At 49.1% G+C, this 21,592-nt stretch carries 23 protein-coding genes, 1 pseudogene and 1 riboswitch; of the genes and pseudogenes, 17 read left to right on the top strand and 7 right to left on the bottom strand.

Going from position 1 to position 21,592, the window contains the following annotated elements; translation table 11 throughout:
• Positions 1-10 precede the first annotated feature (10 nt).
• The 4 genes from groL (at position 11) to EFBL_RS02050 (ending at position 3,080) form a co-directional block, all read left to right on the top strand.
• Complete coding sequence (gene groL, locus EFBL_RS02065) at positions 11-1,633, top strand: chaperonin GroEL (RefSeq protein WP_096180477.1); 1,623 nt, start codon at positions 11-13, stop codon at positions 1,631-1,633.
• Positions 1,634-1,867: 234 nt separating this feature from the next.
• Entirely contained in the window at positions 1,868-2,095 is a 228-nt protein-coding gene (locus EFBL_RS20860; RefSeq protein ID WP_165912582.1) for a hypothetical protein, read from the top strand.
• Positions 2,071-2,325, top strand: a complete 255-nt coding sequence (locus tag EFBL_RS02055; protein ID WP_165912581.1) for a phage holin, LLH family — start codon at positions 2,071-2,073, stop codon at positions 2,323-2,325. The genes EFBL_RS20860 and EFBL_RS02055 overlap by 25 nt, the downstream gene beginning before the upstream one ends.
• A 185-nt stretch (positions 2,326-2,510) precedes the next feature.
• A complete protein-coding gene (locus EFBL_RS02050; RefSeq protein ID WP_096180475.1) occupies positions 2,511-3,080 on the top strand; it encodes a hypothetical protein in 570 nt (189 codons plus the stop codon).
• Between the two features lie 56 nt (positions 3,081-3,136).
• On the opposite strand, the gene EFBL_RS02045 is transcribed toward EFBL_RS02050, so the two are convergent.
• From EFBL_RS02045 to EFBL_RS02035, 3 genes are read right to left on the bottom strand one after another with little or no spacing between them, the layout of a single operon-like run.
• Positions 3,137-3,775: a hypothetical protein gene (locus tag EFBL_RS02045; RefSeq protein ID WP_096180474.1), complete on the bottom strand. Its 639-nt coding sequence runs from the start codon at positions 3,773-3,775 to the stop codon at positions 3,137-3,139.
• Positions 3,776-3,809: 34 nt separating this feature from the next.
• Entirely contained in the window at positions 3,810-4,556 is a 747-nt protein-coding gene (locus tag EFBL_RS02040; protein ID WP_096180473.1) for a hypothetical protein, read from the bottom strand.
• Positions 4,540-5,055, bottom strand: a complete 516-nt coding sequence (locus EFBL_RS02035; RefSeq protein ID WP_165912580.1) for an RNA polymerase sigma factor — start codon at positions 5,053-5,055, stop codon at positions 4,540-4,542. Before EFBL_RS02035 ends, EFBL_RS02040 begins: the two co-directional genes overlap by 17 nt.
• A gap of 440 nt (positions 5,056-5,495) precedes the next feature.
• On the opposite strand from EFBL_RS02035, the pseudogene EFBL_RS21770 reads away from it, so the two are divergent.
• Positions 5,496-5,872: pseudogene (locus EFBL_RS21770) on the top strand (thermonuclease family protein).
• 253 nt (positions 5,873-6,125) lie between these two features.
• Here EFBL_RS21770 and EFBL_RS02020 read toward each other — a convergent pair.
• The 3 genes from EFBL_RS02020 to EFBL_RS20410 form a co-directional block, all read right to left on the bottom strand.
• The gene (locus EFBL_RS02020; protein ID WP_096180469.1) at positions 6,126-6,374 is read right to left on the bottom strand and encodes a hypothetical protein; all 249 of its coding nucleotides are present in this window, start codon (positions 6,372-6,374) and stop codon (positions 6,126-6,128) included.
• Between the two features lie 39 nt (positions 6,375-6,413).
• Entirely contained in the window at positions 6,414-6,776 is a 363-nt protein-coding gene (locus EFBL_RS02015) for a hypothetical protein (RefSeq protein WP_096180468.1), read from the bottom strand.
• A 374-nt stretch (positions 6,777-7,150) separates the two neighbouring features.
• Positions 7,151-7,810 (bottom strand): LexA family protein, encoded by a 660-nt coding sequence (locus tag EFBL_RS20410; protein ID WP_165912578.1) that lies wholly within the window; start codon positions 7,808-7,810, stop codon positions 7,151-7,153.
• A gap of 154 nt (positions 7,811-7,964) precedes the next feature.
• Here EFBL_RS20410 and EFBL_RS02005 point away from each other — a divergent pair, with 154 nt between their 5' ends.
• The 11 genes from EFBL_RS02005 (at position 7,965) to EFBL_RS01960 (ending at position 19,468) form a co-directional block, all read left to right on the top strand.
• Positions 7,965-8,189 carry a helix-turn-helix transcriptional regulator gene (locus tag EFBL_RS02005; RefSeq protein WP_096180466.1) on the top strand — a complete coding sequence of 75 codons (225 nt, stop codon included), beginning with the start codon at positions 7,965-7,967 and terminating at the stop codon, positions 8,187-8,189.
• A gap of 54 nt (positions 8,190-8,243) precedes the next feature.
• Positions 8,244-8,429 carry a hypothetical protein gene (locus EFBL_RS02000; protein WP_096180465.1) on the top strand — a complete coding sequence of 62 codons (186 nt, stop codon included), beginning with the start codon at positions 8,244-8,246 and terminating at the stop codon, positions 8,427-8,429.
• 27 nt (positions 8,430-8,456) lie between these two features.
• Positions 8,457-8,726 (top strand): hypothetical protein, encoded by a 270-nt coding sequence (locus EFBL_RS20405; RefSeq protein ID WP_165912577.1) that lies wholly within the window; start codon positions 8,457-8,459, stop codon positions 8,724-8,726.
• Entirely contained in the window at positions 8,641-9,792 is a 1,152-nt protein-coding gene (locus EFBL_RS01995; protein WP_096180464.1) for a murein hydrolase activator EnvC family protein, read from the top strand. The genes EFBL_RS20405 and EFBL_RS01995 overlap by 86 nt, the downstream gene beginning before the upstream one ends.
• A gap of 227 nt (positions 9,793-10,019) precedes the next feature.
• Positions 10,020-11,015 (top strand): AAA family ATPase, encoded by a 996-nt coding sequence (locus EFBL_RS01990; protein ID WP_096180463.1) that lies wholly within the window; start codon positions 10,020-10,022, stop codon positions 11,013-11,015.
• Positions 11,016-12,242: a DUF58 domain-containing protein gene (locus EFBL_RS01985; RefSeq protein ID WP_096180462.1), complete on the top strand. Its 1,227-nt coding sequence runs from the start codon at positions 11,016-11,018 to the stop codon at positions 12,240-12,242.
• Positions 12,226-14,454: a DUF4129 domain-containing transglutaminase family protein gene (locus EFBL_RS01980; protein WP_096180461.1), complete on the top strand. Its 2,229-nt coding sequence runs from the start codon at positions 12,226-12,228 to the stop codon at positions 14,452-14,454. Before EFBL_RS01985 ends, EFBL_RS01980 begins: the two co-directional genes overlap by 17 nt.
• 19 nt (positions 14,455-14,473) lie before the next feature.
• Positions 14,474-14,576: riboswitch (purine riboswitch) on the top strand.
• A 131-nt stretch (positions 14,577-14,707) separates the two neighbouring features.
• The gene (gene guaA / locus EFBL_RS01975) at positions 14,708-16,240 is read left to right on the top strand and encodes a glutamine-hydrolyzing GMP synthase (RefSeq protein WP_096180460.1); all 1,533 of its coding nucleotides are present in this window, start codon (positions 14,708-14,710) and stop codon (positions 16,238-16,240) included.
• A 22-nt stretch (positions 16,241-16,262) separates the two neighbouring features.
• The gene (locus EFBL_RS01970; protein WP_096180459.1) at positions 16,263-17,639 is read left to right on the top strand and encodes an NCS2 family permease; all 1,377 of its coding nucleotides are present in this window, start codon (positions 16,263-16,265) and stop codon (positions 17,637-17,639) included.
• A 386-nt stretch (positions 17,640-18,025) separates the two neighbouring features.
• The gene (gene ispG, locus EFBL_RS01965) at positions 18,026-19,111 is read left to right on the top strand and encodes a flavodoxin-dependent (E)-4-hydroxy-3-methylbut-2-enyl-diphosphate synthase (protein WP_096180458.1); all 1,086 of its coding nucleotides are present in this window, start codon (positions 18,026-18,028) and stop codon (positions 19,109-19,111) included.
• Between the two features lie 90 nt (positions 19,112-19,201).
• On the top strand, positions 19,202-19,468 hold the full coding sequence (locus EFBL_RS01960; protein WP_103143236.1) for a nucleotidyltransferase family protein: 267 nt from the start codon (positions 19,202-19,204) through the stop codon (positions 19,466-19,468).
• 115 nt (positions 19,469-19,583) lie between these two features.
• Here EFBL_RS01960 and EFBL_RS01955 read toward each other — a convergent pair whose 3' ends face one another.
• Positions 19,584-20,795, bottom strand: a complete 1,212-nt coding sequence (locus EFBL_RS01955; RefSeq protein WP_165912576.1) for a copper amine oxidase N-terminal domain-containing protein — start codon at positions 20,793-20,795, stop codon at positions 19,584-19,586.
• A gap of 307 nt (positions 20,796-21,102) precedes the next feature.
• On the opposite strand from EFBL_RS01955, the gene EFBL_RS01950 reads away from it, so the two are divergent.
• Positions 21,103-21,585, top strand: coding sequence for a helix-hairpin-helix domain-containing protein (locus EFBL_RS01950; protein WP_096180517.1), 483 nt, complete (start codon positions 21,103-21,105; stop codon positions 21,583-21,585).
• Positions 21,586-21,592: the final 7 nt, after the last annotated feature.

Genomic DNA, 21,592 nt, shown 5'->3' with positions numbered 1-21,592 from the left:
GATATTTATCGTGGCTAAAGAGATTAAGTTTCGTGAAGATGCCCGCCGTGCGATGCTCCGCGGTGTTGACGCTTTGGCTGATGCGGTAAAAGTAACCCTTGGTCCGAAAGGACGCAACGTGGTACTTGAGAAAAAATTCGGTTCCCCGCTCATCACCAATGACGGTGTGACCATCGCAAAAGAAATCGAACTGGAAGACGCATTTGAAAATATGGGTGCGCAGCTGGTGAAAGAAGTTGCCACCAAGACCAACGATGTTGCGGGTGACGGTACCACCACCGCTACGGTTCTGGCACAAGCTTTGATCCGTGAAGGTCTGAAGAATGTAACTGCAGGCGCCAACCCGATGATTCTCCGCAAGGGGATCGAGAAAGCGGTTCGTGCTGCCGTTGAAGAGATCAAGAACATCTCCAAGCAAGTGGAAGGCCGCGAAAACATTGCCCAAGTAGCTGCCATCTCCGCCGGCGACGAAGAGATCGGTTCCCTGATTGCGGACGCAATGGAGAAAGTGGGCAAAGACGGTGTCATCACTGTTGAAGAATCCAAAGGATTCACCACCGAACTCGAAGTTGTGGAAGGGATGCAGTTTGACCGCGGTTACATTTCTCCTTACATGGTAACCGACGCTGACAAGATGGAAGCGGTTCTTGACGAGCCGTACATCCTGATCACCGACAAGAAGATCGGCAACATTCAGGAAATCCTGCCGGTTCTCGAGCGTGTGGTTCAATCCGGCCGTCCGCTCCTGATGATTGCGGAAGACGTGGAAGGGGAAGCTCTTGCAACCCTTGTTGTCAACAAGCTGCGCGGTACCTTCACTGCAGTTGCGGTTAAGGCTCCTGGCTTCGGTGATCGCCGTAAAGCGATGCTGCAGGATATCGCGATCCTCACCGGCGGTCAAGTGATCTCCGAAGAGATCGGTCTCGAATTGAAGAGCACCACCATCGATCAGCTTGGTCGTGCCCGTCAGGTTCGCGTTTCCAAGGAGAACACCATCATTGTTGACGGTTCCGGCAACAAGGCGGACATCGATGCACGCATCAACCAAATCAAAGTACAACTGGAAGAAACCACTTCCGAATTCGATAAAGAAAAGCTGCAGGAGCGCCTGGCGAAGCTTGCTGGCGGCGTAGCGGTCATCAAAGTAGGTGCTGCTACCGAGACCGAGCTGAAAGAGAAGAAGCTGCGCATTGAAGACGCTCTGAACGCAACCCGTGCGGCAGTGGAAGAGGGTATTGTTGCGGGGGGCGGTACTGCACTCGTAAACGCTATCGCCGCTCTCGACAAAGTAACCGCAGAAGGCGACGAACTGACAGGTGTGAACCTGGTTCGCAAAGCTCTCGAAGCTCCTGTGCGTCAAATCGCTGACAACGCAGGTCTCGAAGGTGCGGTTATCGTTGAGCGTCTGAAGACCGAGAAAGTCGGCATCGGTTTCAACGCGGCAACCGGCGAGTGGGTAGACATGATCCAGGCGGGTATCGTGGACCCGGCTAAGGTTACCCGTTCCGCTCTCCAAAACGCTGCATCCGTAGCGGCCATGTTCCTCACCACCGAAGCTGTGGTAGCTGACAAGCCGGAAAAGGACAAAGGACCGGCAATGCCTGGCGGCATGGGCGGCATGGACATGATGTAATAATAAAGCGATCACCTTGAAAAAGTGACCGTTGATTCCCGAAGGAATCCTTGAGAAATCAAGGGTTCCTTTATTTTTATGACATCTAACCAAAACGTTGATTTTTTGGGATTGCAAATCAAATGCAAATCTTTAATTCGCTAAAGTGATTTTTTCCCGAAAAGAGCATCCCCGAATTCTTTTGCAACCTGCTCTTGAAGTCCGGGGAGAACATGAGAATAGGTGTCGAGAGTGATGTTGATCTTGGAGTGTCCCAGACGTTCTGACACAATCTTGGGGTGGACGCCTTGCTGGAGAAGAAGGCTTGCGTGGGCTCTGATTTGCATTGATCCGGGACATGGCGGTGCCGATCCCGATCCCGGGGCTGTTGCCAACGGCATGCCCGACCGTGGCAAGAAGGAAGACGATTATCAAGTGCTGTGTTGCGGAAGAAAATCATGGGGATTCTGTCCACCCATCTGAATGCCAGACAGCAGGAGATGCTGGAGCTTCTCGCACGGGAGGCGTATGCGTTTGCGGAAACCGCGTACACGCAATTAAAAGGGCATGAAAAACTCAGCCATGCACTGGATTATCTGGAGGCCCAGGCCAGGCTAAAAGGGATTCCGTTTGATGCGGCGCGGGCGAAGATCGCCATCGAAAAGGCGTGGCTGGAGATCGAGGGAATGCCGAAGCGGTTGCAGCAGAGATAACTGGACGAGGTTTATAAGTGGATTTTTCTTACAGTGAATGTAAATTGTGTCTCTGTACCTTTCAGATTCTTGAATTCTTGCATTTCTATAAAACTGTGAGGGGGGTGGTTGATAACGTAGCTTAATATTCATACGAGGTTGGCTATTTTTGGACTCAAATCAAAAATTGCAAAGGGGTTTTGCTAATGTGGGTTTTCACTTATCAAGGCGTTGGCGGTTATACTGAATCGGAAGGCGTTCGGGTCGACGACGGGCAACTTTTCTTTCAAGACGAAACCGCGTCTCCTGCCGTATTTTACACTTACGACCGCGTTTATGGTCAAGGTTGGGTTCCAATTAGGTCTGTCGCTATGCAAAATTCAACGTTCGGTATTATCTACGTTAACGGGGACGACGGGCTTCGTCATACCGAAGCGCTTTACCGTCTTGACACTTACAATTGTTCCGTTGATTCAAACTACTGTTTTTCCCTTGGTGGCTCTTTCTATGACCTTCGCCAGAATATGTCGGTTTATAGCTCCACTGGCTTTTTGTATGACACAATCGACTATATTACACACCAAGCTATTTTTGCGAATAATTATGGGTACACCAAGGTAACAACCCCAAGCGGTCTAAATTGTGGTGGAACGGGAATCCGTATTTGGGGTAAACGTCGTAAGTCGGACGGTCAGCTTATTCAATATGTGGGAGAGTATTTTGCTTCCGAGTTAGTTTGTAATGCCCCGAACAACTACATCATCAATACCAAATAAAGACTCTGAAAATAAAAAAACGGGGAGCGATGAAAGATTTCGCTCCTTTTTTTTCGTTATTTGACTTTCGGAACTAGCTTTTGCAAATTTATCCCTTCTCCAGTATAAAAGTTTTTGACTTCGAGTTGGTTATTGCCATAGTAGTCATGGAGCTGGATGGTGTAGGTATTCTTGTCTCCTTTGTTCCACCAAGCGATCACCAATCCGAGGTTTGTTACTCCATTTGGAACCAATGCCTTCTCAACTTTGGCATGCAGCTGCACCGCTTGTTGGGTGGTGATCGATTCACCTATAATTCCGACCAGCACATGGGCTTGATGTTGATTGTTGATGTCCTGTTCCCACTCCCAGAGGTTGTCTATCTCAAATCCGGCATTTTGAACCACCGACCGGAGTTTTTTCGCGGTTTCGCTTGTGTCGTCCCCTGGGTTCCGGTTGAATACAGTCATGGCATAGTTGATGTCTCCATCCGTTTTCCATTCCCGCTTGTAGCCGTATTCTGTAGTGTTCGGTGGCAGCTGCGGATCTGATTTGGTTTCTGTGGTGGGCGCTACTTCTAGCTGCGATTTTGGATCCGACAATTTGGTTTCCTCCTCTGCTATCGACTGTTTTCCGACCGATATTTCCACGGTTTCTTTGCTGCATCCTGTAAGCACAAGGATAGCGAGGATAGTTGCTGTTATTGCTTTTTTCATATTTCTTTACACTCTCCCGTTTTCCAAGTGTTTGTTATTTACCGTCGTTAAGGTAACGGTAATAACGGTTGAAAATTTCCTTCGCTTTTTGAACCCTCTGGTTGTCTAAATCTCCTCGTTCAAGATAAACTACAGCATTTCCGTAAGTATCCAGAACAAGTTCGTTTATTAATGGGACGGTATTCAAGGCTTTTAATTTCTTATATGCTTCTTCATCAAATTGCTTGTAAGGAAGTCCCAATTCTTTGTTTGTTCCTTGGGCCCAAATATACATATTTTGTCCGATCGTTTCGGGGAAAAGTTTACTTATTGCTTGCATATCACTACGTAATTCTTGAGCAGCATTAAAAGATCCTTCTTTACCTTTGGCTTGTTGTTCTACAATAACGTCATAACTATGTTTAAGAATCTTTGCAAATTCGTCTTTACGGTCGCCAATTCCGGGAAGTGCTTCGCTTAATTGCTGGGTGGAGACAGAATACTTCGGAGAGTCAGTATTGGGGGTTGGCGCAACCGAAGAATGCTTGCCGGGTTCAGCCACTTGACTGCCAAATTTTGATTTTATTTGATCGTAATTCATGATCCCGATCATCAATGCGATCGCGGCTGCAACCCCCGCCACACCGCCGGTAGCAAGTTTCATCCTTTTCCTTTTTCGATCAACGGCGGCTTGCCGCTTCATAAGTTCATTCATTTTTCCGCGTGCTGTATCAGGAACGTGCAGCTTTGGGAATTCACGCAATTCCTGAAACAGTTCCTTTTCTTCAGGTGTCCATTCCATAAAGGGCAACCTCCTTTTCCAATATCTCACGCAACGCTTTCATTGCACGATGTAATGTAATCTTCACTTTACTTTCTTTCCAACCAAGAATGGATGCGATTTCTGCCAGTGAAAATTCCTGTATGCCACGTAAAATGACAACGATACGATAATTAGGTATTAATGATTGAATCGCTTCGTACAGAATGCGTTTTCGTTCATTCATTTGCAGCAAATGATCAGGCAATTGTGGATCGTCCACAGGTTCCTTTTGCAAAACGAGATTTAGGGCTTTCAACCGTTCCTTTTTGCGAATGTGATCCAGTGCCACGTTTCGCGAGATGGACAAAATCCAGGTTTTGATACCGGAACGATTGTCAAATTGATGCAAGTTCCGGAAAACTTTAATGAACGTCTCATTTAATAAATCTTCCGCATCATTTCGATTCCCGATAAAATACATGAGAAATCGGTATACATCATCCCCATACTCCTGGTATAAGCTTTCCCATTCGTTCACCCGGTTCACCTCTTTTCGTTCTTTCATAGTGTTAGACGTTTGAAAATGAAAAAAGATATCAGTTAAGCAATTTCCGTTTCTTCGCCAAAGGATTCGATACACATCGCCTCGTCTACGTGCCGAGGCTTTTTTTATTTTTCAGGACTTTTATAATAGCAAGAGAAGAGGAGTGCAACATGAGGAAACTACTGGTCATAACATCTGCTTTTCTGTTCCTGGCCGGATGCTCACCAGGTGCAGAGAATCGGATCCAGCCAGCAGAACAAAGACCTCAGCAAAATGCTCAGGGTCAACAGGATTCGCAATCTGTACACATCAAGGGAAGATGGTCGACAGTCATCAAGGTATAGGACGGCGACACGGTGGAATTGGAAGGCGGAGAGAAGGTTCGGTTGATCGGCGTGAATACACCGGAGACCGTCAAGCCCGGCGTGAAACCTATGCCTTACGGGAAAGAAGCCAGCAATTTCACGAAATCCCAATTGCAGGGGAAGAAGGTCTTTGTTGAGGTAGATGTTCAGCCAAAAGATAAAACGGACGGACACTGTCATACCTTTATTTGCAGGAACCAAAGACTCAGGGTGACATAGAGAAATATATGTGTAACGCCATTTTGCTGAAAGAAGGTTACGCGAAGCTGATGACGATCCCACCGAATGTAAAATATGTGGATCTGTTTGTGAAACTGCAGCGGCAGGCAAGAAAAGAGAATAAGGATTCTGGGCGTTGGGCATTTATAAGGATTCTGCAACAAACTCCAGCGATGTGTTTCTGGATGGGAAGGCACAGAAGAATTAAGGATAACAAAGGGGCGTGAAAGTCCGTGAAACCGATCTAAGTAAAACCAGATCTCACGTGGCATTTAGCGCCCCTTTGAAAATCATTCAAATGGGTTAAATGGGATAAAGTACATGGACATGATGTAATAGAATCTCCTTGTGGAGTCGGGGAACCCCTTGTAAAGCAAGGGGTTTCTTGTTTTGTGCAGGATCATGCTGATCCCAACTCTACACAAACGTACGTTCTATTAGGTGATGAAAAGAAAAGCCCGAAATTGGGCTGCTCTTTTTCTATTTAATTCTCTTGATCTCTCGGATCTCAGACTCTTGTTCCAACGAACGAAGAGCCAAGGATTCAAGGATTTTGTCTTGTTTCTCCTGGATTTTCGCTAAGGAAGAGACCGCATCTTTGATATCTGAGACCTTTTCGTTGGTTGCTTTGACAGTGCCTATCAGCTGAATCAAGATGTCACCTTGCTGTTTTTGTTCAGTTTCGATTCTGTCAAGTCTTTCAAGGATCAAATCCAGTTTGTCACTCATATAAATCCCCTTCCAGCGTTACTCCACCTGCTTCCCCATTCACTGATTCTTCAACCGACTCAGTTCCAGTTCGTTTTGCGCGGTCTTATGATAGGTGTATTCGATATCGCTTTTCAGTCGGCGCAATTCCGATTTCACTTCAGAAAAACGATCGGTGATCTCGGAGCGAATTCCCTGTTGTCCACCTTTGAGGATCTGGATATCGGTTTGAATCGTGTCGATTTTGGATTCTACTCGACCAAGACGTTCACCCTGTTGCTCAAGACGTTCACCCTGTTGCTTAAGAAGTTCACCTTGTTGCTTAAGAAGTTCACCTTGTTGCTTTTGTTCGGTTATTACTTCCCGTAATTCAGTTTCGATTCTGCCAAGCTTTTGTAAAATCAGATCCAGCTTATCAGACATGAATATCATCCTTTCAGTCATTCTGGAATGACAATCTTTGCTCTGATTCCTTGTTGTTCAAGCAAATGCAGCAAATTTGGACCATCGATTCATTCGATTGGTTTGTCTTTTGCAAAACTTCCCCTATACGAGGATGATAACACGGACTAACAGATTTCGACACTTAACTAACTTGATTTGAGAAAATAGCAAGAATATAGCTTTATATTAACGGAATCCGTTACTATTATCTAGGTAACGGAAAACGTTACTTACGGAATCCGTAGCTTGATCTGAGCTCCACACCACATCCTCTCAGCCGCCTGGCGGGCGCAGGCATAGTAACGGATAGGGAGCTCTTTTATCAAGGGCTTCCTGTTTTTGTGCCAGGCTGTTCACACATCAAATTCAACCTTTGTCACTTGACCCTGAAACTGAACTGCTTCTTTCGGCAGAAGCAGGGGAGGGATTTTCCGGTTGGATGACTGCAAGATGACATTGTCTCCCTGGTAGAAAATCCGTTTGAGCTTGGCCCTGTCTCCATCTGCAAGCACTACGCCGATCTTTCCTTCATCAACAGAATCCTGAAGCCTGACAAGAACTCTGGAGCCCTCTTTAATGCCTTCGTCAATCATGGAATCGTCATTGACAATCAAATAAAAGTATTCTCCATCGGGAATTTCCTCTTTTGCCACCAGTCTGTAACCGACCACTTGCTGCTTTTCATACAGTTCGTTTCCGGCTTTGATAAATCCCAGAACCGGAATTCGAATCAGCTTCGCGGTCACATACCGGGATTTGTTTTCGGTTACATGGCTCTCATATCCGGTTGGCAAATAGCCGGCCGCTCTCATCAGGTCTTCATACGGATGCCCGGTTGCCTTGGAGATTCGTTTCAAAGTTTCCGGGGACGGTTTGATTGGCTCCCCCGTTCCCCGGCGGATGCCTTTTTCCAAATCGGCGTAATAGGTATGGCTTACTTCAGCCAGTTCTGCCATTTCCCGCAAACTTCGTTGACCACGTAACTTTCGAAGCAAATTACCCAATTCATTCATTCTGAACACATCCAAAATGTAAGCTGTATATAACAAATTGTAAACCAAACCTGACAAAGACAAAACAGAAAGATTGTTGAACATAGTTGACACTAAGTTGCACGTAATTTACAATTTGGGGTAGGAATCACATTTTGTAAAGAGGGGACTGATTTTGAGAAATATTGTTCGAAAACTGCGCAGGGATATGAATTTATCACAACAAGAACTGGCGGATGCTGTGGGGGTCTCCCGCCAAACCATCATTGAAATTGAAAAAGAAAAATCAGACCCCTCCGGTTCCCTCATGCTCAAGATTTCGAATTTCTTTGGGAAAGATCCGAGAGAGATTTTTTTTACCGACGATGTAAACTTTGTACAACAAAAAGGAACCGATTAAAATGATTTTCCGCAGGTTCCTTCCCAAAACCACAGTCGATAAAGGGGAGTAGGTATGTTTAAAGTTCGGGCGAACAATCTGGTGGATGCAGCCATCAAGGAAATTGAATCAGCCATGGAGCATCTGGAAGCAGCCCAGTCTGCGTTACAAAGCGCTCCGAGTCTGCACTGGGCAAACGTCTGTAACAAACTGTTGGATCTGAAAGAACTGCGTGATATTTTGAAAGAATACGGGGGATAGGAGAATCGGAATCGCCAGCAGGTATGGTTGCTGGCGAATTTTTTTGCGCAAAACCTGCCATTTATCGCCAAAAATATGGCGATTCTCCGAAAAAACCGCAGAAAGCGACAGGAAATCCACGAAACTCGTCGAATAAGTATGGATATCGCTTGGTTTATCATCGAGAAATCTGCTTTCGATGCGATGACAATCGATAGAAGGGAGATCGATCATGGCTTCAAGGAAATGGATGGCAGGGGTTCTTACGGCTGCCATGCTGCTGACACCGGTGTTTACAACGGCTCAGGCAAGTATTGAATCGGACCAACAACGGCTTGATGAACTCAGGCAGCAATATAACCAGAGAATGCAGGAAATCAAGAAACTTCGCAGCGATGAGAAAGACTTGGAGAAAAAGCTGGCGATCATCAACCAGCAAATTGCAGAGTTAGATCAACAGATCAACGCCATTCAGGCGGAAATCAATGCGGGTGCCGCCAAGATCCGGGAACTGGAAGTCGAGATCAAGAAGACGCAGGACAAGCTGGAAACAAGGAAAAAGATGCTCAAACAGCGTCTGCGTGTAATGTATGAAGACGGAGACGTTTCCTATCTGGAGGTCCTCTTCCAATCCACCGACTTCAGCGACTTTATTGATCGTATGAGCACGTTGTCGCTTGTGGTCAATCAGGACAAGCGTCTGGTGGAGGGCATTAAGGAAGAGAAACGCAAACTGGACGAGACCCAGGCGCAGTTGAAACGCGAACAGGATTTGCGCCAAGTCCGTCAGAACGCCATGTACGCCGCCAAGGCCGAACAGGACAAGATCAAGAAAGAGCAGCAGGCGATTCTGGCGCAGGTTCAGAAAGAACGCCAAATTACTGAAGCGCAAGCCAAGAAGGAAGAGCAGGAGATACAGGCAATTGAGGCGCAAATCGCGGCTGCAATCGCCGCCAAACTGAACGGCGGCAAAGGCATCAAGAGTGCCGGGAATTGGACATGGCCGGTTCCCTCTTCCCGGGTGATTACTTCCGGCTATGGACCGCGTTGGGGCACCATGCACGCCGGAATCGATATTGCCGGACCTGTCGGAACACCGATCGTTGCGGTCGACAATGGCGTGGTTCGGTTCGCGGGGGCTGCGCAAGGGTTCGGTCACTGGGTCGTTATAGAACACGCTGGCGGCATTATGAGTGTATACGGACACATGTACGGCAATCAGATCTATGTTTCGGTCGGTCAGGAAGTAAAACGCGGCCAGCAGATCGCGGGTATCGGAAGCGACGGTCAGTCCACAGGACCGCATCTGCACTTCTCGGTTGCTACGGGGATCAGCGGAAGCCGGATGTTGTACGTAAATCCGGGTCCGTATCTGGGTTTATAATAGATCAAGTAACCAAAACACTCTCGGGGATGTCCAATTCTCCGAGGGTGTTTCTTTCATAGCAGGGCCAATTTTTCCCGCGTGCCAGTTTACGTAAAGAATGATAGGTTAATAATAGGAACGTAGATATGGAATAAGGCATTTTCTCATTTTGGGAAGGTATCGCCATTCTGGCAGCGAATTGGAAAAAGATAACACTGATTCAGTGACTGGAGGATTTGACGGGAATGAAGCTGACGGACGAACAACGGCTGGTGGACACGAATTACGACAAACCTTATGCATTGCTGCAGCAAGTGGTTGCAAATGTGGAGAAAGTTATTGTCGGAAAATCCGAAGCCGTTCATTATTGCCTTGTGGCGCTGCTAAGCGGCGGCCACGTTCTCCTGGAAGACGTGCCGGGTGTAGGAAAGACCATGCTGGTAAGGACACTTGCCAAATCGCTGGGCTGTTCCTTCAAGCGGATTCAGTTTACACCGGACTTGCTTCCGTCGGACGTGACCGGGGTTTCCATATACAATCAGAAAACACAGGAGTTTGAGTTCCGGCCGGGGCCCATCATGGCCAATATTGTCCTGGCGGACGAGATCAACCGGACGTCTCCCAAAACGCAGTCGGCCCTGCTGGAGGCAATGGAGGAAGGAAACATCACCGTGGACGGGGTCACGCATGTCCTGCATAAGCCGTTTATGGTGCTGGCTACCCAGAACCCCATCGAATACGAGGGAACCTTCCCGCTGCCGGAAGCCCAGCTGGATCGCTTTCTGTTAAAAATCAGCCTTGGTTACCCGAGCATGCGGGATGAGATTGACATCTTGTCCCGTCAGGAGAAAGGCCATCCCATTGAACAGCTTGAGCAAGTGCTGGATCTGGAAACCATTCAATATCTGAAGGAAGCCGTCCAGGAGGTGTATGTGGAGCCAAGCGTCCGAGAATACATTGTGAAAGTTGCCACCGCTACAAGGGAGAACCGAAATGTGTACCTGGGAGCATCTCCCCGGGGGTCGATTGCGTTGTTGAAAGCCTCCATGGCTCTTGCCTTTATCCTGGGACGTGACTTTGTGGTGCCTGACGATGTGAAGCGGTTAGTGCCTCTTACCTTTGGCCACCGCATCATTCTCAAGAGCGAAGCACGGTTGTCAGGGGTGACGGTGCAGGACGTACTGCAGGATGTGATGCGAAGCGTTCCGGTTCCCATTGCGAGAGACGGGGAGAGAAGATAAGTGCGGAAGACCTTTGGCTTGTATGCACTCCTGTTTCTTGTGCTTGCTTCCACATACTCTTACGCAAAATTTCAGGGGGGATACGCTTCCTGGTTCTTGTTTGCCGCCACCAGCGTAATTGTTTTGTATGAGATCCTGACCCGTCTTTACGCCGGTCAACGCCTGACAAGCACAAGGCGAATCTCCGCCAATAAACTGACGGCCGGTTCCGGTCTGGAGGTGGACCTGGAAGTCAGATCCCAGTCAAAATGGCCGCTGGCCTGGTTGGTGGTGGAGGATGTGATCCCGCACCGGTTGGTCATTCGGGGTGCGGAAAACAAAAGAATCTTCTTCCCGGGATTTGAAAAACAGATCCGGATGAAATACGTGATTCCCAACATGCAAAGGGGCAAATACTCCCTGCAGGACACGATTCTGCAAACGGGGGATATTCTGGGGCTCTATCGAAAAAAAGCCGTCCACTCCCGTCACGACGAAGTGACTGTATATCCGAGAATTGTGCCTGTAAGATACTGGCATACGGTCAACCAGTTCAATGCGGGGATGTCCTACGCGCAAAACCGGATGGCAGAAGATACCACAAACGTGCTTGGAGTCCGAGATTACGCGCCTGGAGACCGGTTATCCCGCATTCACTGGCGGGCAACAGCCCGAACGGGTGCCCTCAAATCGAAAGAATTTGAACTGCATGTAACCAACGATCTGATGTTCTTTCTGAACCGCTGTCAGAAGGATTACGGGGCGGCCGGGGGGCCGGTGTTCGAGACGGCTGTGACCGCAGCCGCTTCCCTGATTCGTTACGGTTTGGAGAGGAAGTATACTGTCGGTCTTGTTTCACACGGGATGGAAAAGAAGATTTTCCCGGTATCCCGCAACCAGGAACAATTCATCAAGATTTTGGATCATTTGGCAATTGTACAGCCGGATTCAGACCTGTCTTTTACGGATACCGTGCTGAAAGAGATCAGCTACCTGACGCGGGGTTCGACGGCCGTGCTGGTTACCCCTGTTGTGGACGGGGAAATGGTCAAGCTCGTGGGACTGCTTGACTATCGAAAGATTAAGACGGAATTTTTCCTGATCAAGAGTTCCTCCATGATTACACAGGCCGAGCGGGAGATGATCGGCAAGCTGGCGCTGTTCGGAGTGCATGCGTATTTTGTTGGGAGTGAACAGGAATTGGAGGAAGCGGTAAGGGGGCCGGTTGTTCATGCAGCGTACATCTAATTGGATTACCGGCACTTTTTCAAGGGATTTTCTGTTGACCGCCATCTTGTTCGTCTGGCTGTACCAGTTGTTGGCTCCGCTGGGGCAGGCGGGCGGCATCCCCGACATGGACGGGTTCTACCTGTTTGTGGCTCTGTTGTTGGGAATTGAGTTGTTGGTTCCCGCTCGGATTGTCCAGATTGGCTTGAAACTGGCACTTATGTTCTCGTTTATGCATTATTTTTATTTCTTTGGCGAGAAGATCTGGGAGTTCAAATGGATTCTGGATCTGGGGAGGGAACTGTCGGTCGGATTCAATCTGCTGGTGGAGCGGAACTTTACGGATGTGCCCGAGATTACCCGGACGTTTCTGTTTCTTCTGTTCCTCTGGTTAACCGCTTCTGTCTATCGAAATGCAATGATCAGCCGGGTATGGTTGTTTGTGCTGCTGTTCATCGGGGAGCTTGTGATTGGCGTGATTGATACGTTCTTCCCGCCGGATGCTTCCGGATATGTGGTTCGCTACTTTCTGCTTGGGGTTATCATGTTGTCGCTTTCCCAACTGCCGGAACTGGAAAAATGGGCCCGCATTCCGAAAAGAATGCGAGGTTGGCCAGCCAAATGGGTGGTGTGGACGTTGGTTGTGACTGCATCAGCTGTCGGAACCGGCATGGCTGCCCCCAAACTCCCTCCTTCCTGGCCGGATCCCGTTTCCTTTCTGCAGGGGAAAGCGGTCAATGAGGGGCTGAACGGTCCGAAAAAAATCGGGTACGGGAACGACGACAGCAATCTGGGCGGTCCGTACGAGATGGACGAGACGATTGCCTTCACGGTACTTACCAATCAGGAAGGGTACTATCGCGGAGAGTCGAAAGCGGTATACACAGGGAAGGGTTGGGCTGATAACGGTTTTACGGTGGCTCCCCGTTTCCCGCTTCAGGAAACAACCCAACAGTTCCGAGACGACTATGCGATTCAGGCGGATGTCCGGACCAAGTACGTTCGTCAGCAAATCCAGATGGAAAACGGCCAGTTTGACGTGTTGTTGGGACAATACCAAATTGAAAACGTCCAGCCAAATCCGTCTGGCGGAAGCCGGTTTTCCATCAAATACTTTACCCCGACAGCTTGGCGTATGGCGTCCGATCTTCGGAAGGGGACCATTTATGATGTGGTGTCCCATGTGCCTTTCTATGACCCGGAGGGGATTCAAACACGGGAGGAGAAGTTCTGGCAGGAGACAAACAAGCAGGCATTTATGGATTTGATACGACAGAAGCGGTATGAAGCATACATGAACCTGCCTGGCACGCTGCCCCAGAGGGTGCGGGACCTTGCTGTTACGATTGCGGGCAATAAGGAGAATTTCTACGAAAAAGCAAAAGCGATCGAAGAATACCTGCGAACCAACTACACCTATGAAACGAAAGACGTTCCCTTCCCGGCCGCCGATCAGGATTTTGTCGACCAGTTCCTGTTTGACAGCCAAAGAGGGTATTGTGACCACTTCTCTTCTTCCATGGTGGTGTTGGCCAGATCTGTCGGGATGCCGGCAAGATGGGTGAAAGGCTTCACCGCCGGGGAGCAGGACACAACCCCCGTCCCGGGCAGTGACATGAAGAAATATCTGGTTCGCAACAAGAATGCCCACTCCTGGGTGGAGGTCTGGATTCCGGGAACCGGATGGGTTCCGTTTGAGCCGACTGCCACTTTCGCCCAACCTGTGGTGCAGGAAGTGACTCCGGTGGCTGCCCCGGAGCAGCCCGCCGAACAAACGGAAAGAAAAGAACCTGACAATCCGCAGCAAACGGATGACAGCGTCAAAGTGACATATGAGATTAACTGGAGACTGATTGGGTCCGTCACTTTGGCACTGTGCATACTGCTGCTTGCTGCGGGATTCCTGTTCCGCCGCCGCCTGCTGATCGCCTTCTATCTGAAGCGGTCTGCCGGGAAAGGTGATGACGGGAAGTTACAGATTGTTCATGCCATAGACCGTTTGTTGACGATTATCCAAAGATTCGGTTTGCGTCGGGATCCGAATGTGACAGTCAGGGAGTTTGGGGCGGAAATGACAGCCAAAGGCTTTCGTGGGAATGAGTGGATTCAGTTGGTCCGAATTTTTGAGCGGGTTCGTTATGGCAACAAACCGGTTGAAAAGAAGGAAGTAATGGAATCACAAGAGCTTTGGGAACGCATCGTTCGAAAAATAGGACGAACAAACAAGCGTTGACTTGCAAATAATGTTCGTGTAAACTGATGTCGGAAACGCTCGTATAACGTCGGGGATAGGGCCCGACAGTCTCTACCAGGTCACCGTAAATGACCTGACTACGAGGCGGTTGTTCGGCAAGTCTTGATTCGCGACCACCGTTTTTGCCTCGTATTTGACTGTCAATCTTTGCTAATCCTAGTAAGGAAGTCAAATTCAACGGGCAAAACCGGTGTTTTTTATTTTCTAATCAGTCTTGGGGGCTAGATGGGCAGTGAAACATGAATCTGTTGTGGTACTCGATTTTGGCGGACAGTACAACCAGCTGATCACCCGGCGCATTCGGGAACTGAACGTTTACTCAGAGTTGCTTCCGCCAACCGTTACGGCTGACAGGCTGAAAGAGATGGGAGTAAAAGGGGTTGTCTTCTCGGGCGGTCCCAATTCTGTGTATGCGGAGGGCTCACCGAAAGTTGACCCTGCCATTTTTGAACTGGGCGTTCCGATTCTGGGAATTTGTTATGGAATGCAGCTGATTGCCCACCACTTTGAGGCGAAAGTGGAGCGGGCGGCTGTGCGGGAATACGGAAAAGCGATGATCGAAGTTCGTTCCGATTCGATTCTTTACAAGAACCAACCTGGAGAACAGCAGGTATGGATGAGCCACAGCGACCTGGTGCTGGCACCTCCGGCCGGTTTTCAGGTGGACGCTTCCACGGAGCATGCTCCCGTTGCGGCCATGAGTTCCCCGGATCGCAAAATCTACGCCGTTCAGTTCCATCCGGAAGTGAACCATTCCATCCATGGCCAAGAGATGCTCAGGAACTTCCTTTACGAAGTTTGCGGTTGCCGCGGAGAGTGGACGATGGGATCTTATGTGGACGAAGCAATTGCCGATATCCGGTCTGTTGTCGGGGGCAAAAAAGTGCTCTGTGCGTTGTCCGGCGGTGTGGATTCTTCGGTGGCGGCCGTCTTGGTACACCGGGCTATCGGTGACAATCTGACCTGCATGTTTGTGGATCACGGCTTGCTCCGCAAGAACGAGGCGGATCTGGTCATGCAGACATTCGCCCAGGAATTTCACATGAACGTGGTCAAAATTGACGCAAAAGAACGGTTCCTGGCCCGTTTGGCGGGAGTCACCGACCCCGAACAGAAGCGCAAGATTATTGGTGAAGAATTTATCCGGGTGTTTGAGGAGGAATCGAAGAAACTCGGTCATTTCGATTATCTGGCGCAGGGCACACTTTATACAGACATTATCGAAAGCGGAACCGCCACGGCAGCCACCATCAAGTCCCACCATAATGTGGGCGGACTGCCGGAAGACATGCAGTTTGAACTGGTGGAACCGCTGAAGACGCTGTTCAAGGATGAAGTGAGGGCCCTTGGCACCGAGTTGGGAATTGCCGATGAAATTGTCTGGCGGCAGCCGTTCCCGGGGCCGGGTCTGGCAATTCGCATTATCGGCGAGGTAACGGAGGACAAGCTGGATCTGCTGCAAGAGGCAGACTGGGTGGTCCGGGACGAGATCAAAAGATCCGGATTGGACCGGGAGATTTGGCAGTACTTCGCGGTCTTGCCCAATATCAGGAGCGTCGGGGTCATGGGAGATGAACGGACCTATGCCTATACCATCGGCATCCGGGCTGTCACTTCCAAAGACGGGATGACAGCCGACTGGGCGAGAATTCCCTTTGACGTGCTTGAGCGGCTTTCGACCCGTCTTGTCAATGAAGTGCCTCATGTAAACAGGGTGGTTTATGATATAACTTCCAAACCGCCTGCCACGATTGAGTGGGAATAAAAGAAAGGGAGGACATCAAGCAATGGAAAAATTCTTCCGATTGCAGGAAAACAACACGAATGTTCGCACTGAGATCATTGCAGGGATCACCACGTTTATCACGATGGCTTACATTCTGATCGTGAACCCGCTGACCCTGACGGCTGGCGGGGCTACCGGAATGGAATTTAACGCCGTATTCGTGGCGACCGCTCTGGGGGCAGGTCTGGTCACGATCCTGATGGGATTGCTTGTGAATTTCCCGATCGCTCTGGCACCGGGCATGGGGCTGAATGCCTACTTTGCAGCCGTCGTCCTCAGTTCCAACGGGCAGATTACCTGGCAAATGGCACTGGGTGCCGTCTTTATCTCCGGTCTTATTTTTATCCTGTTAACCTTGACCAAGATTCGGCAGATGATGCTGGAGGCGGTGCCTAAATCCCTCCGTGCGGCAGTGACAGTGGGGATCGGGTTGTTTATTACCATCATCGGATTCAAGAACAGTGGCTTGCTGACTGCGTTTTACATCGGGAAAGATCCGGCGCAGCCGCTCAAGAACATTGGCGGTTTTGACTGGCTGATGCAATTGGGGAACTTTATCCATGACAAAGGGATTATGCTTGCGGCTATCGGCTTGCTCGTGACCAGCATCTTGATGGCGATGCGGGTTCCTGCCGCGATTTTGCTTGGAATCATTATCACAACGATTATCGGCATCCCGATGGGAATTACCAATCTTGGCTCCTTGGCCAACGCGAATTGGATCCCCGATTTTTCCAATCTGGCGATTGGCAGCCTGGATATTGCGGGTGCCATTAACGCGGGTCTGTTGACCATTATCTTTACCTTTACCTTTGTGGAATTGTTTGATACATTCGGAACCTTGACGGGTACTGCCGCGAAAGCAGGGCTTCTGGACAAGCCGGACGGCAAAGAAAAAATCGGCCGCGCAATGCTGGTGGATGCAGGTGGCGTAAGCTTGGGTGCACTGCTTGGAACCAGTACCATAACTGCATACATTGAAAGTGCTGCAGGTGTTTCCCAAGGCGGACGTACAGGCCTTACCGCTGTCACAACTGGCGTGCTGTTCCTGCTCGCCCTGTTTCTTGCTCCGTTGGCGCTGCTTGTACCGGGGCAGGCAACTGCTGCTGCGCTGATCATCGTGGGTGTATTGATGATGGGAGCGGTAAAAGATATCGAGTGGAATGATTTCGTGTATTCGATCCCTGCGTTCCTGACAATCGTGATCATGCCTTTCACCTATTCGATCGCAAACGGAATTTCCTTCGGGATCCTGTTCTTTGTAATCCTGGCTTTGGCCAACAACCTGGTGGGCGGAAAGCACAAGATCCACTGGCTGATGTGGGTGCTCAGCGCACTGATTCTGGTCAGATTCTTCTTTACGGAATTGAATGTGTAACTTGCACAATTCACCGGGCTGTCCCAAGTGGGGGCAGCCTTTTTTCGTGGTATTATGCAAGTAAGGGATTCAGAGGTCCCTATTTCTGTACTTAGGGAGCAATATATTGAAGCAGGGGATTTTCAGGCACTTATTTCGAGGATTTTTAGGGGGAAGCCCTTGAAATCCCACCAAATAAGACCTACTAAACCCCTTATTGTCAGAAAGGGAGCCAGGTGATACACAATAAGTTCCTCAAAGTCTCTTGTTTTTGGAATCGTCTCCCGAAGTTATGGGTGAGCAAGCAGCTTTCTGAAATGAAGGGTCTGCCGATTCGTGGCACTAGCCCGATTTTTGGCTAGAGGGTATAATAGGTACGAACATCTGACAGATGGGAGACTGTTCGAATGTACCACAGAAGAGAGACACGCCCGGTGCAGGTGGGCAATTTGACAATAGGCGGCAATGATCAGGTCATCATTCAAAGCATGACCATGACCAAGACCCATGACGTGAAAGCTACGGTGGAGCAGATTCACCGTCTGGAAGAAGCGGGCTGCCAGGTGGTCCGTGTAACGGTGAACAACGAGGAAGCGGCTGCAGCGATCAAAGACATCAAGAAAGAGATTTCCATCCCCCTGGTGGCGGATATCCATTTTGACTATAAACTGGCGCTGAAGGCCATTGAGAACGGCATCGACAAGGTTCGCATCAATCCCGGCAACATCGGTCGTCGCGAACGTGTGGAAGCGGTGGTCAAAGCCTGCAAGGAGCGAAATATTCCGATTCGGATTGGTGTGAACGCCGGTTCCCTGGAGAAGCATATCCTTGACAAGTACGGGTATCCGACCGCGCAAGGGATGCTTGAAAGTGCTTTGCACCACATTCGGATCCTGGAAGATCTTGATTTCCGGAACATCATTGTGTCAATGAAAGCGTCCGATGTCCCTCTGGCGATTGAGGCATACCGTCTGGCGGCGGAATCGTTCAATTATCCGCTGCACCTGGGGATCACCGAGTCCGGCACTTTGTTTGCCGGAACCATCAAGAGTTCCGCCGGGCTGGGGACGCTTCTGAGCATGGGGATAGGCAATACCATCCGTGTGTCGCTTAGCGCAGATCCGGTGGAAGAAATCAAAGTGGCAAGGGAACTGCTGAAAGTATTCGGTTTGGTTTCCAATGCTGCAACGCTTGTTTCGTGCCCGACCTGCGGCCGGATTGAAATTGACCTGATCAGTGTGGCAAACGAAATTGAGGAGTACCTTTCCAAAATCAAGGCGCCGATCAAAGTGTCCGTTCTGGGATGCGCCGTGAATGGCCCCGGGGAAGCCAAGGAAGCGGATATCGGGATTGCCGGTTCGGTTGGGGAGGGATTGCTGTTCCGTCATGGCGAGATTGTGCGGAAGGTCCCTGAGAAGGATCTGGTGGCGGAATTAAAGAAAGAGATTGACCTGTTGGCGGAGAAATACGAGAAGACAGGTTCACTGAAATAAATATCGACTATGTTAAGACACCTTGGTCAATTCAAAGTGTCTTTCTGTATAATTGGAATTGAACTTCCAGACGAAGTGAGGGGATTTCAGATGCAGGTAGATACTGATATAAAGAATCAACTCCACACAATTTTCTCGGCTTCACCCGCCGTCCAAAAAGCTATTCTATTTGGTTCACGTGCCAGAGGAGACTGCAATCCCCGTTCTGATATAGATTTGTCAATTGAAGCTCCGGAAAAAGAAACATTACAGAAAGCATTTCAAGCCGAATGGTTGGTGGATGAGACTGGCACAGTGGATTCGAGAATGGAGAGCAAGTTGATGATGAGTTTATTACAGAGAATCGTGCGTTTATGATGTATAGTCCGCTTCTGGCGGAGGGACAGTAGCTATAGAGAGGCCAAGTGGTTGGAACAATCGTTCCGCTCACTTGGCCTAAACGTCCGGTCACGTTTCGCTCACTTACGAGTTACTAGCGACGATCTCCCCGCTCCTGCTCCTGTTCCGCCTTCAAAGCATCAGGCGAGACTATCACGGGTGGTGCGCTGTTAAAGTCACCTAGGGTGATAAAAGCATCTACAGCATATGGTACACTTTCGTAAAGTCTTGCACTGATATGGGATTTAACTAGATGAGCAGTTGATTTATCGAAGTAGAGAACGAGTTTCGAGTGAGAAGGTGCCAATTCCTCATAGTCATTGCGGAAATACCCATACTTAGCAGCTCTGGCTTGCTTCATGGCTCTGTAATCATCCCCTGTCAAGCGGAACACAACCATCTGGTATCCATCTTCTTCAAGTAACTCTGTATAGGGAAGATACTCTTCAATATCCTCGTTTTTGAGAAAAGATGCGAAAGGATTGCTTGCTTCCATACTTTCTCTTTCAGACAGAGTTTCGACTTTCCATTTCTTTGGGTCACGATAATGCAGGGAGTATACTTTACCGTTTGCAATATAGAAGTTCCACTCTTTTAGAAGGTTGTCAGCAAAGTTGGGGGGCAGATTGGAAGTGGAGCCCGGACTGGTTTGCACATGTACAGCCAGTGGTTCCTTATGAAAAACAGCCTTTGCCTCACCCGAAACATCCAATTTAGCCAACGTAATTGGGAGTTGTGCGTGAATCTCATATTGAGCCTTGGCTGTGAAGGAGTTCAACTGCTGCATTGCATCACGCGACTTGACGAGTTGAGTCCGAATGACAGCCCATTTGTCCAAAGTTGCCTGACTGGGCCCCAAGCGTACTTCATTCGTTTTGGAGTCCCAAGTAATAGGCAGGCCAAAAGTCTCTGCCAAGAATCTAGCTGGTAGCACAGGTTGGCCATCCTGCAGTTTGGGTTTGGGTGACACGGGGATGGCTTGCCCATTTTTCACCACAGTTCCCTGTTTAAAATCAATTTGGAGTCGGACGTCAGCTTTAATGATTTCTGCCTGAGTAGAATCAGAGTTAAAGAAAACACTTGCCCCCAAAGCCTTAGCCACAGGGTCTACTTCAACGAGCAACCGCCCCTCTTCCGTTTGTAGAGGAGCATTAAATGCCACAGGCTTTCCTTCTACATAAACAGAGAACAGAGGCTTCGGTGGTACATACTTGCCCTGGTTAGCCAGAGTTGTACTAGCGGGGATCGTTGAACCAAACAGAATTGCCGCTGCTATCAGTATCGAACCCAGTTTAAACTTTTTCATATAACCCTCCTCAGTACTCATCAATCTGGTTCTGGTTAATATTTCAACAGAAGTTTCTCCTGTCCTTTAACGAACATTAAATACCCTAACGATAAAATCTTTCGACTTTTGGTTGACACGCCATCTAGTGACCGGGTAAATTGGTCGTGGGACTAAATGAGTAATCTCAAATTTGACCTGTTGGTGGAGAAATACGAGAAGACAGGTTCACTGAATAAAGATTGAGTTAGGCAAACGATGCGGCACCTTGGGATGAGACTAAGGTGTCATTTTTCAATTTGGAGGTCACTATATGGAGGAACCCCGGATGAAAACGAAAACCCCCAAACTGCCTTTAACCCCGGAAGAATGGGGTAACCTCAAGCGGAACAGAATCACATTGGCACAGATTGCTGACCTGGAGCCGGAAGAGTTGGCAAGAATCCTGCAAGTCTCTATTAACCGGGGCAAGACTCTGCATGCACTGGCGGTTTTTCAACAAATTCCTTCCATTGGTCCGAGGTTCGCAGAGGACGTGGTTGGGCTGGGGTATTATTCGCTGGAGGAGCTGCAAGGATCCGATGGGGCGAAACTGTTTGATCAATTGGAACAGCAGTGCGGGGGTTGGATCGACCCGTGTGTGGAGGATCAATTCCGGTTGCTGGTTCATTTCGCCAACAATCCGGAAAGCGACAAGTCCTGGTGGGATTTCACAGAGGCAAGAAAGGAATATCGAATGCAGCACGGCTATCCGGAAAACCGGCCGAAGACAGCTTGGAACGACCCCGCAAGGCAGGAGAAACAAACTTGATCCGGAG

The sequence above is a fragment of the Effusibacillus lacus genome, from assembly GCF_002335525.1.
Lineage (GTDB): Bacteria > Bacillota > Bacilli > Tumebacillales > Effusibacillaceae > Effusibacillus > Effusibacillus lacus.
This window is presented reverse-complemented; position numbering and strand designations above follow the sequence as displayed.

Excerpts from the sequence above, each read along its gene's own strand:
- EFBL_RS20860 (WP_165912582.1), top strand. The coding sequence starts at position 1,868 with ATGTTGATCTTGGAGTGTCCCAGACGTTCTGACACAATCTTGGGGTGG.
- EFBL_RS02055 (WP_165912581.1), top strand. The coding sequence starts at position 2,071 with ATGGGGATTCTGTCCACCCATCTGAATGCCAGACAGCAGGAGATGCTG.
- EFBL_RS02050 (WP_096180475.1), top strand. The coding sequence starts at position 2,511 with ATGTGGGTTTTCACTTATCAAGGCGTTGGCGGTTATACTGAATCGGAA.
- EFBL_RS02045 (WP_096180474.1), bottom strand. The coding sequence starts at position 3,775 with ATGAAAAAAGCAATAACAGCAACTATCCTCGCTATCCTTGTGCTTACA.
- EFBL_RS02040 (WP_096180473.1), bottom strand. The coding sequence starts at position 4,556 with ATGGAATGGACACCTGAAGAAAAGGAACTGTTTCAGGAATTGCGTGAA.
- EFBL_RS02020 (WP_096180469.1), bottom strand. The coding sequence starts at position 6,374 with ATGAGTGACAAACTGGATTTGATCCTTGAAAGACTTGACAGAATCGAA.
- EFBL_RS02015 (WP_096180468.1), bottom strand. The coding sequence starts at position 6,776 with ATGTCTGATAAGCTGGATCTGATTTTACAAAAGCTTGGCAGAATCGAA.
- EFBL_RS20410 (WP_165912578.1), bottom strand. The coding sequence starts at position 7,810 with ATGAATGAATTGGGTAATTTGCTTCGAAAGTTACGTGGTCAACGAAGT.
- EFBL_RS02000 (WP_096180465.1), top strand. The coding sequence starts at position 8,244 with ATGTTTAAAGTTCGGGCGAACAATCTGGTGGATGCAGCCATCAAGGAA.
- EFBL_RS01995 (WP_096180464.1), top strand. The coding sequence starts at position 8,641 with ATGGCTTCAAGGAAATGGATGGCAGGGGTTCTTACGGCTGCCATGCTG.
- EFBL_RS01990 (WP_096180463.1), top strand. The coding sequence starts at position 10,020 with ATGAAGCTGACGGACGAACAACGGCTGGTGGACACGAATTACGACAAA.
- EFBL_RS01980 (WP_096180461.1), top strand. The coding sequence starts at position 12,226 with ATGCAGCGTACATCTAATTGGATTACCGGCACTTTTTCAAGGGATTTT.
- EFBL_RS01970 (WP_096180459.1), top strand. The coding sequence starts at position 16,263 with ATGGAAAAATTCTTCCGATTGCAGGAAAACAACACGAATGTTCGCACT.
- ispG (WP_096180458.1), top strand. The coding sequence starts at position 18,026 with ATGTACCACAGAAGAGAGACACGCCCGGTGCAGGTGGGCAATTTGACA.
- EFBL_RS01960 (WP_103143236.1), top strand. The coding sequence starts at position 19,202 with ATGCAGGTAGATACTGATATAAAGAATCAACTCCACACAATTTTCTCG.
- EFBL_RS01955 (WP_165912576.1), bottom strand. The coding sequence starts at position 20,795 with ATGAAAAAGTTTAAACTGGGTTCGATACTGATAGCAGCGGCAATTCTG.
- EFBL_RS01950 (WP_096180517.1), top strand. The coding sequence starts at position 21,103 with ATGAAAACGAAAACCCCCAAACTGCCTTTAACCCCGGAAGAATGGGGT.